This is a genomic window from Hoeflea sp. BAL378, from assembly GCF_000759435.1.
Lineage (GTDB): Bacteria > Pseudomonadota > Alphaproteobacteria > Rhizobiales > Rhizobiaceae > Hoeflea.
Genome location: NZ_JRJG01000157.1, coordinates 1 through 11,418, shown reverse-complemented (window position 1 = coordinate 11,418; position 11,418 = coordinate 1). Strand labels below are relative to the sequence as shown.

Annotated in this window: 12 protein-coding genes; 8 read left to right on the top strand and 4 right to left on the bottom strand. The window is 66.4% G+C overall.

Going from position 1 to position 11,418, the window contains the following annotated elements; translation table 11 throughout:
• From LL06_RS23710 to dctP, 4 genes are all read left to right on the top strand, one after another.
• Positions 1–923: aldose epimerase family protein (locus LL06_RS23710; protein WP_035532888.1), on the top strand; the 923-nt coding region annotated here is incomplete at its 5' end.
• 135 nt (positions 924–1,058) lie between these two features.
• Positions 1,059–1,646, top strand: a complete 588-nt coding sequence (locus LL06_RS23705; protein WP_035532885.1) for a TRAP transporter small permease subunit — start codon at positions 1,059–1,061, stop codon at positions 1,644–1,646.
• Positions 1,647–1,651: 5 nt separating this feature from the next.
• Positions 1,652–2,941, top strand: a complete 1,290-nt coding sequence (locus LL06_RS23700) for a TRAP transporter large permease (protein WP_035532882.1) — start codon at positions 1,652–1,654, stop codon at positions 2,939–2,941.
• A 126-nt stretch (positions 2,942–3,067) separates the two neighbouring features.
• On the top strand, positions 3,068–4,144 hold the full coding sequence (gene dctP, locus LL06_RS23695) for a TRAP transporter substrate-binding protein DctP (RefSeq protein WP_035532895.1): 1,077 nt from the start codon (positions 3,068–3,070) through the stop codon (positions 4,142–4,144).
• Positions 4,145–4,259: 115 nt separating this feature from the next.
• Here the strand turns inward: dctP and map are convergent, their stop codons facing one another.
• A complete protein-coding gene (gene map / locus LL06_RS23690; RefSeq protein WP_035532879.1) occupies positions 4,260–5,039 on the bottom strand; it encodes a type I methionyl aminopeptidase in 780 nt (259 codons plus the stop codon).
• Positions 5,040–5,043: 4 nt separating this feature from the next.
• On the bottom strand, positions 5,044–5,250 hold the full coding sequence (locus LL06_RS23685) for a ParD-like family protein (protein WP_035532876.1): 207 nt from the start codon (positions 5,248–5,250) through the stop codon (positions 5,044–5,046).
• A 189-nt stretch (positions 5,251–5,439) separates the two neighbouring features.
• Here LL06_RS23685 and LL06_RS23680 point away from each other — a divergent pair, with 189 nt between their 5' ends.
• Positions 5,440–6,345 carry a PfkB family carbohydrate kinase gene (locus LL06_RS23680; RefSeq protein ID WP_035532874.1) on the top strand — a complete coding sequence of 302 codons (906 nt, stop codon included), beginning with the start codon at positions 5,440–5,442 and terminating at the stop codon, positions 6,343–6,345.
• The gene (locus LL06_RS23675) at positions 6,336–7,370 is read left to right on the top strand and encodes a tagatose 1,6-diphosphate aldolase (protein ID WP_035532871.1); all 1,035 of its coding nucleotides are present in this window, start codon (positions 6,336–6,338) and stop codon (positions 7,368–7,370) included. The genes LL06_RS23680 and LL06_RS23675 overlap by 10 nt, the downstream gene beginning before the upstream one ends.
• 8 nt (positions 7,371–7,378) lie before the next feature.
• Here LL06_RS23675 and LL06_RS23670 read toward each other — a convergent pair whose 3' ends face one another.
• Positions 7,379–7,969: a histidine phosphatase family protein gene (locus LL06_RS23670; protein ID WP_081964164.1), complete on the bottom strand. Its 591-nt coding sequence runs from the start codon at positions 7,967–7,969 to the stop codon at positions 7,379–7,381.
• Between the two features lie 46 nt (positions 7,970–8,015).
• Between LL06_RS23670 and LL06_RS23665 the strand changes: the two genes are divergently transcribed.
• Together LL06_RS23665 and LL06_RS23660 are read left to right on the top strand one after the other, a co-directional pair.
• Entirely contained in the window at positions 8,016–9,404 is a 1,389-nt protein-coding gene (locus LL06_RS23665) for a hypothetical protein (RefSeq protein ID WP_035532868.1), read from the top strand.
• Between the two features lie 10 nt (positions 9,405–9,414).
• Entirely contained in the window at positions 9,415–10,548 is a 1,134-nt protein-coding gene (locus LL06_RS23660) for a Gfo/Idh/MocA family oxidoreductase (RefSeq protein WP_035532865.1), read from the top strand.
• On the opposite strand, the gene LL06_RS23655 is transcribed toward LL06_RS23660, so the two are convergent.
• On the bottom strand, positions 10,501–11,262 hold the full coding sequence (locus tag LL06_RS23655) for a GntR family transcriptional regulator (protein WP_052161868.1): 762 nt from the start codon (positions 11,260–11,262) through the stop codon (positions 10,501–10,503). The two genes, LL06_RS23660 and LL06_RS23655, sit on opposite strands and share 48 nt — an antisense overlap.
• Between the last annotated feature and the right edge of the window lie 156 nt (positions 11,263–11,418).

The window sequence follows — 11,418 nt, the reverse complement described above, 5'->3', positions numbered from 1 at the left end:
CCTGGGGCGCGACGCTTCAGGAACTGTGGCTCGAGGGCCACCAGCCGCCGCTGACGCTGGGATTTCCCGATTTCGCCAGCTATCCCGCCCATTCGCCCTATTTCGGGCAGACGCCGGGCCGGCACGCCAACCGGATCGCCCGCGGCCGGTTCGTGCTGGACGGGGTCGCCTACCAGCTCGACTGCAACGAGCGCGGCATCACCCATCTGCACGGCGGCAGCGCCGGCACCGCCAAGCGGCTGTGGACGCTCGAGAGCCATGGCGCCGATCACGCGACCTTCTCGATCGTCGATCCGGACGGTCAGTCGGGCTATCCCGGTACGATGCGGATCGAGGCGCGCTACGAGCTGCGCCCCGGCGGCTGCCTGGCGATCACCTATACCAGCGTCACCGACCGGCCGACGCTCGCCAACATCGCCCACCACAGCTATTTCAATCTCGACGGATCCGACACCATCCTCGACCACGAGTTGATGATCGCCGCCGATCATTATCTCCCCGTCGACGCGGACCAGATCCCCACGGGCGAGATCAGGGCTGTCGCGGGCACCGATTTCGATTTCCGCGAATTGCGGCCGATCCGCCGCGACGGGCCGGACGGGCAGCAGGTGCCCTACGACCACAATTTCTGCATTTCCGACGGGCGCGAGCCGGTGCGCACCATCGCGCTGGCGCGGTCGATGCGCTCGGGCATCGCCATGGAGCTCAGATCCACCGAGGCGGGGCTGCAGTTCTATTCCGGCTTCAAGATCAAGCCGTCTGTCCCGGGCCTCTCCGGCAGGCCCTATGGCGCCAATGCCGGCTTCTGCCTCGAAACCCAGAGCTGGCCGGACAGTCCCAATCATCCAGGCTTCGCCGGCGCCGTGCTGCGGCCGGGCGAGACGCGGATCCAGCACACCGAGCATGTGTTCATCCGCAGTTGAAGACCGACTGGATGCGGCCCACGGCGTCCCCATGTCCGGTCTTGACAGACGCCCCGAAATAGAAGCCCATAGGGCAAGTCTTATATAAGACTTACCGAGGCGCTTTGGCTGTTGGCTCTGGGGAGGACCAAGACCATGTCCGCGATCCTGATCGTGTTGAGGCCGCTTGCGCTGTTCAATACCTTTGTGTTGCGCATCGGACGCCATGCCGCCTGGATCGCCATGGGGCTGATGGTGCTGATCATCCTGCTGCAGGTCATCTTCCGCTATGTCTTCAACAATGCGCTGGCCTGGCCCGACGAGGCCTCGCGCTTTCTGATGCTGTGGATGACCGGGCTGATCGCGCCGTCGGCCTATCGCTGGGGCGGCTTTGTCGCCATCGACATGGTCAAGGACATGCTGCCGCTCCGGCTCGGATCGCTGCTGGGGCTGCTTCTGCTGCTGATATCGCTGGTGGTGCTGGTCTACGGCTTCCAGCTCGGCCTCAACCACGTGAAGTCCGGATGGCTGTTCAATTCGAGCTCGCTCAAGGTCCCGCTCGATGTCCTCGGCCTCGGGCTTGTCCGCGTCAAGCTCGCCTGGATGTACATGTCGCTGCCCGCCGGCCTGTTGCTGATGACCTTCGTCAACATCGAGCTCTGCCTCAAGGCGATCGCCCATCTCATCGATCCGCAGGCGGAACTGCCCGAGGATCATGACCGGGTCCTGGTGGCGGTGGAGTAGGGGCGATGCTGTTTTTCTTCCTGCCGCTGTTTCTCGTCTTCCTGATGATCGGCTTGCCGGTGTTCTTCGGCATGCTCGCCGCCCCCGGCCTGCTTTTGTGGCTCAACGGGCAGGAGCGCGACATCGCGCTTCTGTACCGCAACGTCTACACCGGCATGGATTCGTTTCCGCTGATGGCGATCCCGTTCTTCATGCTGGCCGGGGAACTGATGAACCGCGGCGGCATCACCCTGCGCATCGTCGAGTTCAGCCAGGCGCTGATCGGCCATCTCAAGGGCGGCCTCGCCCATGTCAACATCCTGTCCTCGATGCTGTTTGCCGGCCTGTCGGGCTCTGCGGTCGCGGATGTCTCGGCGCTGGGCTCGATGCTGATCCCGGCGATGGAGAAGAACGGCTACACGCGCAAATTCGCCGCCGCCGTCACGGCCGCCTCCTCGGTGATCGGGCCGATCATCCCGCCCTCGGGGATCATGATCATCTATGCCTATGTGATGGGCGAATCGGTGGCCGCGCTGTTCCTGGCGGGGATCGTGCCGGGGGTTCTCGTCGGCGTCGGCCTGATGATCATGGTGGCGGTCCTGGCCCGGCGCAACGATTTCCCGCCCGCCTCGCGCCGCGCCACCTGGCCCGAAAAGGGCCAGGCCAGCCTCAAGGCGTTCTTCCCGCTGATGACGCCGGTGATCATCCTGGGCGGCATCCTCGGCGGCGTCTTCACGCCGACGGAAGCCTCCGCCGTGGCGGCGGTCTATGCCTTCGTCGTGGCGCTGTTCATCCTCAAGACCATGGGCTGGGCCGATCTTCCCAAGGTGCTGACCAAGGCGGCGATGACGACATCGGTGGTGCTGCTGCTGGTCGGCGCCGCCATGGCGTTCAAGACCGTGGTCAGCCTCAGCCATACACCCGAGATCATGGCCGCGTTCATTCTGGGCCTGACCGACGAGCCGCTGATCCTGTTGTTCCTGATCAACCTGCTCTTATTCGTGGTCGGCATGTTTCTCGATGCCGGGCCGGCGATCATCATCCTGGCGCCGATTCTCGCGCCGATCTTCACCGAGCTCGGCGTCCATCCGGTGCATTTCGCCATCATCATGAGCGTCAACCTGACCGTCGGACTCGCCACCCCGCCGATGGGGCTGGTGCTGTTCGTCACCTCCAGCGTCTCGGGCGAGAAGGTCGAGACCATCGCCCGGGCGATCCTGCCGTTCCTGGCCGTCGAGATCCTGGTGATCTTCCTGATCACCTATGTGCCGCAGATCTCGCTGTTCATGCCGCAACTGTTCGGCTTCGCGAAATGAGCGGAGCCGGTGTCATGCGGACTTTACAGGGCTCGTGTCCATGCTTGACAAGCTCCGGAGGCTCGTCAATCTTATGTCTTATATAAGACTACAGGGAAACAGTCATCAAAGGGAGGTTCGACGATGATCTTGAAACAGGCAATGAAGACGCTGGGCGCGGCCGCGCTCGGTCTGGCGGTGCTGGCGGGCGGGGCGATCACGGCGGCGCAGGCGGCCGACATCACGCTGCGCGCGACCGCCAACTCGAACGAGAACGACGAGGACTATGACGGCCTCATCGTGTTCAAGGACTATGTCGAGAAGGCCTCCAACGGAGCCATCGCCGTGGAACTGTTCATCGGCACCCAGCTTTGCTCGACCGGAGCGGAATGCCTGCAGGGCATCGCCGACGGCTCGATCGACATCTACATTTCCACCTCCGGCGGTGCGGCGGGGATCTTTTCCTATGTGCAAGTGCTCGATCTGCCGTATCTGTTGCGCGACGACCGCATCGCGGAAGCCGTGCTGACCGAAGGCACCTTCGTGCGGGCGATGCGGGAACAGATGCTCGCCGATTCGGGCGGCATGATCCGGCTGATGACCATCGGCAACACCGGCGGCTGGCGCAACTTCGCCAACACCAAGCGCGAAGTCCGCTCGCCGGCCGATCTCGAGGGCCTCAAGATCCGCACCGTGGTCGCCGACCTGCCGCAGGAACTGGTGCGGGCGATGGGCGCCTCGCCGACGCCGATCCCGTGGCCGGAACTGTTCACCTCGTTCCAGACCGGCGTGGTCGAGGGCACGCAGAACGGCATCACCGACATCATGGGCATGAAGTTCCCCGATGCGGGGCTGAAATATCTCACGCTCGACGGCCATTCCTACATGGGCGCGCTGTGGTACATGAACAATGACCGCTTCATGGGCCTGGACGAGGGCCAGCGGCGCGTGGTCGTCGACGGTTTCGCCGCCCTCCAGCAGGCGACCTTCGCCTCACCCAAGCGCAAGTCGATCGACGCCTACAAGGCCTTCGCCGAGGTCGGCGGCGCGGTCTACGTGCCGACCATGGAGGAAAAGGCCAAGTTCAAGGAAGCCGCGGCGCCGGTCTTCGACTGGTTCAAGGCCAATGTCCAGGGCGGCACCACCTTCTACGACCTGCTGGTCGCCGAAGCCGCCAAGGCGTCCGAGATGATCGACGGCGGTGCGATGCAGGACATGAAATAGTATCCGGCCTTACGCTTTTCCCACCAGACCGCCCGGACCACGTCCGGGCGGTTTTGTCTGGGAGGTGCGCCCCCGGCAAGTCCGGATGGTCTCCGCGTGTGAGGGCCACCGCCGGTTACGCGGCGCGTTCGAGCATCGCCGCCTCGTCGCGGCGCAGGGTCAGGACCTCGACGCCGGTTCCGGTCACCGCCACCGTATGCTCGAACTGGGCCGACAGCTTCCGGTCGCCGGTCACCACGGTCCAGCCGTCCTCAAGGGTCGCGACCCTGCGGGTGCCCTGGTTGAGCATCGGCTCGATGGTGAAGACCATGCCCTGGCGCAGCTTCACGCCGGTCCCGGGCCGGCCGAAATTGGGCACCTGCGGCTCCTCGTGCATCTCGCGCCCGATGCCATGGCCGCAATAGTCCCGGACGACCGCATAGCCGTTGCGTCTGGCGTGGCGTTCGATGGCGAAGCCGATGTCGCCCAGATGGGCGCCCGGCCGCACCTGCCTGATGCCCTTCCACATCGCCTCCTGGGCCACCCGCACCAGCCGCCGCGCGGCGGGCTGGACCGTGCCCACCATATAGGTCTTGCTCGAATCGGCGATGAAGCCGTTCTTCTCGAGCGTGATGTCGAGGTTGACGATGTCGCCGTCGCGGATGATCTCCTGGCCGTCGGGCATGCCGTGGCAGACGACATGATTGATCGAACTGTTGAGCACATATTCAAAATCATACTGCCCCTTGCTGGCCGGACGGGCGGCGAGGTCGACGCTGATGAAGCGCTCGACAAGGTCGTTGACCTCCAGCGTCGACAGGCCGGCGAGCTCGAGCCCGTCCAGCATCTCGAAGACAGAGGCGAGCAGCGCGCCCGAGATCCGCATCAGCGCCAGGTCGTCCGGGCTCTTGACCATGCTGTCAGGCTGCCGCCAGGGACGCGGGATCGACGTGGGCTGCGGCGAACTGCTGCTTGACGATGTCGTTGAAGCTGAGCGTCGGATTGGCTTCGGCCAGCATGCCGACCTTCATCCAGAACTCGGCCTGGGCGTTGATGGAGCGGCACATGACGGTGCTGGCCCGCCGGGCCTGCTCATGCAGATCGTCGTCGATTTTCACGATGCCCATGGGTGTCTCCCTGACCAGATGAGTATATGATCCATATATGGTTCGTGTGGCCGTGAGTCAATTGTCCGCGGGACAGCCTTCCGGTCTTGGCCCGGTGCATTTCAGTCTTGTGTCTTATATAAGACTTGATACAGTCAGCCTCAGGCGGAAGGAGCCGCCGGCGTGACCCGGCCTGGGATGAGAGGGGCTATGGCAAGGATCGTGACCGCAGGGGTCGCCGTGGTGGATTTCGTCTTCTTCCTCGACGAGATGCCGCGGCTGGCGGAAAAGTACCGGGCGCGCGACGCGCAGATCACCGGCGGCGGCGGCGCGGCCAATGCGGCCGCCGCCATCGCCCGGCTCGGCGGCCAGGCACTGCTCGCAAGCCGGCTCGGCAATGACCAGGTGGCCGACATGATCGCCGCGGGTCTTGAGGCCGACGGCGTCGATTGCAGCCTGGTGCGCCGGTTCGAGGGACGGCGATCCTCCTTCTCCTCGGTGTTCATCGACCAGGCCGGCGAACGCCAGATCGTCAATTTCCGCGATCACGCCCTGCCGATGCAGGCGGACTGGCTCGAGGCCGCGCTGCCCGATGATTTTGACGCCTGCCTCGCCGACACGCGCTGGCCCGATGGCGCGGAAGCGCTGATGCGGGCTGCGCGCGCCCGCGGCCTGCCCGGCGTGCTCGACGCCGAGGCGCCGATCCGCGAGGCGGAAGCCGCGCTGCATCTGGCGAGCCACGTCGCGTTTTCGGCGCAAGGGCTGCGCGACTGGGCCGGCCATGCCGATCTCGGCCGGGCGCTTGCCGACATCGCGGCCGAGACCGGCGTCTTCGTCTGCGTAACCGACGGCGCAAACGGCGTGCGCTGGCGCCAGGGCGCGGCGTCCGGCTTCGAGCCAGCCTACGAGATCACGCCGCGCGACACGCTGGGCGCGGGCGACATCTGGCACGGCGCCTTCGCGCTCCGGCTGGGCGAAGGCGCGACGCCTACGGAGGCGATCCGTTTCGCCAATGCGGTGGCGGCGATCAAGTGCACGCGGACCAATGGCCGCGCCGGCTATCCGACACGGAACGAGACCGAGATCTTCATGAAAGAGGCCGGGACATGCAGTTGAGCGCGGGAAAACTGTGGGGCATGCGGCGCATGGCCGATGCGGAGGGCCTGTTCAAGATGACGGCGGTCGACCAGCGGCCGCCGATCAAAGGCCCGATCGCCAGGTATCATGGAACCGCGGAGGCGCCCTGGGAGGCCGTGGCCGATTTCAAGACGCTGCTGATCGAGACGCTGCAGGACCAGTCCTCGGCGATGCTGCTCGATCCGCATTTCGCCATTCCGCGCGGCATCGGCAAGCTGTCGCCGGCCAAGGGCCTGATCGTGACGCTGGAGGATTCGCTGTTCGAGGAGACCGCCGACGGCCGGCTGTCGCGCGAGATCGACGACTGGTCGGTGGCCAAGATCAAGCGCATGGGCGGCGACGCGGTCAAGGTGCTGGCCTGGTACCGGCCCGACGCTGCAGGGCCTGTCCGAGAGAAGCAGAAGGATTTCACAAAACGCATCGGCGAGGCCTGTGCGCGCCATGACATTCCTTTCCTGTTCGAGCTGCTGGTCTATCCGCTCAAGGGCGACGCCCACCAGACCAGCGACTATGTCGAGATGACCGGCAAGCGCACCGACCACGTGCTGCAGTCGGTGTCAGACTTCGCGGGCCCCGACTTCGGCATCGACGTGTTCAAGCTCGAAAGCCCGGTGGCGGCCAAGGACATGTCCGAGGGCGGCGACGCCAAGGTGCAGGCGGCATTCGACGAGATGGGACGGCTCGCGGGGCGGCCCTGGGTGATGCTGTCGGCGGGCGCGGGCAAGACGGAATTCCGCAACATTCTAAGCCACGCCTGCCGGGCGGGCGCGTCGGGCTATCTCGCCGGCCGGGCGATCTGGCTCGAGCCGTTCGGGCTCTACCCCGACTGGGCGGCGATGCGGCAGGGGCTCGAGACGGGGTCGGTCGACTATATGCGCGATCTCAATGCGCTGACCGATGCGGCGGCGACGCCATGGCACCGGCATCCGGCCTTCGGGCCCGGCGGCGCGCAATTCTCTCCGGCGGATCAGAGTTTTCGCCACGGCTACAGGGATTTCGGCTGATGGAAGCCCTAGTCGAGCAACAGCCGGTTGACGACGCGCGGCGGATCGCCGGGATTGACGCCGCGGGCGATGATGATGGCTTCGCCGATGCGCGGCGTGGTGCCGGAGATGGCCCTGATCAGCGCCGGATGGGTGATCATCAACTGGTTGCCGGCGCCGTCGAACTCCTCGACCGCCCTGATCAGTTCGGCCGGGATCTCGTTCGGGTCAGCCCCGCCGACGATCGAATTGAGATAGGGCACGGTTTCGACCGCCCTGCTGCCGAAGGCCAGTTCGGCGGTCTCGACCGCCCGGCAGAATTCGCCGGAATAGACCTGGTTGATCGACACCGCGCGGGCGGCGAAGCGCATGCCGATCCGGCGCGCCGCCTGGATGCCGCGGTCGGTGAGGGCCTCGCGGGTGTCGCAATCGCCGAGATCGGGCCGGAGTGGTTCACCGTCGCCGGGCGTGCGCGAATAGCCGAGCAGGATCGTGTAGCCGCCCTGCGCCAGCCGCGCCCAGGCGGCTTCCGTGGCGTGGCTTCTTGCCGGCAGGGTCACGGCGACGATGGCCATTGCAAGGGTGACGGCCAAGGGCCAGCGTCTCGGGATCAGGTTCATGGTGTCAATCTAATGGTTTTGGCCGTCGATGTAAGGGGGCACGCTCATGACCGCTAAAGCTCTGCGCATCGGCGTGCTGCCGCTGGGGCGGCCGACCTTCGATGTGCCCTTCGCCGAAGAGATGCTCCGGGGCATGCTCGCCGACCTGAAGGCCAGCGGCCATCGGCTGTTCGGTCCGGACACCCTGCTGATGGATGCGGTCGCGACGGAAGCGGCGATGGCGGATATCGCGGCCCGCAAGCCCGACCGGATCCTGATCCTGCAGGTCACCTTCACCGACGCGGCCATGGCCTGCCGCATCGCCGAGGCCTTCGATCAGCCGCTGGCGATCTGGGCGGCGCCCGAGCCGCGGCTCGGCGGGCGGTTGCGGCTCAACGCCTTCTGCGGGCTCAACCTCGCCTCGCATGCGCTGGGGCTGCGCGGGCGGCTGTTTTCCTGGCGCTATGCGGCGCCCGGCGCACCGGGGCTGGAGGCGCTGTTCGGGGAGACGCCGATGGTCTCGCCCCTGGCGGCCCTTCCGAGCGACGCCGATCCGGAACCGGGCAGGGCGCTGCTCGAAGGCCTGCGCGGCAAGGCCATCGCCCGCATCGGGGTTCATCCCGACGGCTTCGACACCTGCGCCTATGACAGCGCGAGGCTCGCCGCGCTGACCGGCCTGAGCGTGACCGGTTTCGAGCTTTCCGAGCTGTTTGCCAGGGCGCGGGCGGCGCCGGCCGCGGCGGCGGAAGCGCTGCGCGCCGAAACCGCCGGGAGTCTCACCGGTCTCGACCGGGTTGACCAGGCCGAGCTCGACCGGTCGCTGCGGCTGAAGCTGGCGCTCGACGGCATGAAGGCCGAGGGCGGCTTCGACGCCTTCGCCATCCGCTGCTGGCCGGAAACTTTCACCGAGTATGGCGGCGCCGTCTGCGGCCCGGCCTCGATGATGGGCGAGGCGCGGGCGCCCTGCGCCTGCGAGGCCGATGTCTATGGGGCGGCGACGCAGCTCCTGCTGCAGGCGGTGAGCGGCGAGCCGGTGTTCCTGGTCGACCTGGTCGATCTCGACGAGAGCGACGACACCGGCGTGGTCTGGCACTGCGGCCAGGCGCCGGTGTCGATGGCCGATCCCGATGCGCTCCCCCGAGCCACGATCCACACCAACCGCAAGATGCCGCTGCTGTTCGAGTTTCCGCTCAGGCCCGGGCCGGTCACCTTCGTGCGGCTGAGCCAGGCGCGCGGCGCCGAGAGCCTGATCCTCGCGCGCGGCGAGATGCTCAGGCGCGAGATGGCGTTCACCGGCACGTCGGGCGTGGTGCGGTTCGAGCGGCCGGCGGGCGAGATGCTGGCCCGCGTCCTCGACAGCGGGCTCGAGCACCACTTGGCGCTCGCCTATGGCGATCATGTTGAAGCCCTTGAGAGCTTCGCGGCGGCAGCCAACCTGCCGGTCATCCACCTGTGAGGCGCGATCCATGACGGAGATCAGATACGGCATCATCGGCTCGGGCATGATGGGCCACGAGCATATCCGCACTATCGGCCTGGTCGACGGCGCGCGCGTGACCGCGGTCTCGGACCCGGACGAGGGGATGCGCGCGAGCGCCGCAGCGCTTGCCGGCGATTGTGCGGCCTTCACCGACCATCACGCGCTGCTGCAATCGGGCCTGTGCGACGCGCTGGTGATCGCCGCGCCCAACCATCTGCACCACCCGAACCTCAGGGACGTGCTGCCGGCGGACCTTCCGGTGCTGGTGGAAAAGCCGCTCTGCACCACGCTCGCCGATTGCGAGGAGATCCTCATGCTGGCGGCGGGACGGTCTTCGCAGGTCTGGGTGGCGATGGAGTACCGCTACATGCCGCCGGTCGCGCGGCTGATCGAGGCGGTCCGGGCGGGCGACACCGGCCGGGTGCGGATGATTTCGATCCGCGAGCACCGGTTTCCGTTCCTGAAGAAGGTCGGCGACTGGAACCGGTTCGAGGAAAAGACCGGCGGCACGCTGGTGGAGAAATGCTGCCATTTCTTCGACCTGATGCGGCTGATCGCCGGCGCCGAGCCGGTGCGGATCTATACCTCGGGCGGGGCCGACGTCAATTTCCGCGATGAACTCTATGACGGCCGCACGCCCGACATTCTCGACAATGCCTATGTGGTGCTCGATTTCGCCAATGGCGTACGCGCCATGCTGGACCTGTGCATGTTCGCGGAAGGCTCCGCCTGGCAGGAGGCGATCGCGGTGACCGGCGATCTCGCCAAGGCCGAGGCGCTGGTGCCCGGGCCGTCGCGCTTTTCTCCCGACGGCAGGGAGCGGCATTCCGAATTCGTGCTGTCGCCGCGGGCCACCAAGCTGGAGCGGCGGGAGATCATGACGGTCGATGCCGCGATCCTGGCGGTCGGCGACCACCACGGCTCGACCTATTTCCAGCACCAGAAGTTCTTCGAGATGATCCGCGACGGGGGCCGGCCCGAGGTGACGCTGGAGGACGGGCTCGAATCGGTGCGGATCGGGCTTGCGGCCGAACGGTCGGCCAGGACCGGGCAGGCGATCCGCCTCGACGCTTCAGCGCAGATTGACGGCGTAATGGATCTCGCGGGTGATGCAGCGTGACCATCTCAGCTCCACCGGGCGGTTCTCGAGATCGCGCGCCACGCGGCTGATCAAGAGCAGCGGTTCGCCGGCGTGGCAGCCGAGCTTGACGGCGTCGCGGGAGCTGGCCGAGATCGCCTTGAGTCGTTCCTCGGCGCTGGCGATGGTGATGCCCCAGCGCTCGGAATAGAGCCGGTAGAGATTGTTCGGGATGATGGTCAGGTGGTCGAAATCCGGATAGCGGTCGGCCGGCAGCGTGATGGTCTCGATCAGGATCGGCTGGCCGGACAGCGAGCGGATGCGCTCGATGCGGAACACCTGGGCGGTGCTGTCGAGGTGAAGCGCTTCGGTTTCGGTCCGGGTCGGCTTGGCGTGCCCCGTGCTCAGCACGCGCGAATCGGGAAAGCTCGGCGTTCCCCGGTCCGGGTAAAGCCGGAAGAACTGGAACAGGATGCGGCTTTCCTCGGGCTCGGCGACATAGGTGCCGCGGCCCTGGCGCCTCAGAAGCAGATTGTCGGCGGTCATCGAATCGAGCGCCTTGCGCACCGTGCCCTGGCTGACGCTGAGCTGGCGCGCGAGTTCCATCTCGCTGGGCAGCAGCATGCCGGGCAGCCATTCGCCGTCAACCAGGCGGCGCATCAGCCGCTCGCGAACCTGGGCATAGAGCGGCTTGAAACCGATGGCCTCGGGAGCCCGCTTTTCGGCCTCATCGGCCACTGCAATTTCCTTTTCCATGCTTTCCCCCGGTTGACATTCCTGTCCCGTCCTATCTTATATCTTATATAAGACCTGTCCACCGGACAGCGGCAAAATCCATACTATCCTGATTGGAGGACAAAGTGAGCACCCCCCATTTGCTGGTTCATGATCACGCGGACAATGTCGGCGTTG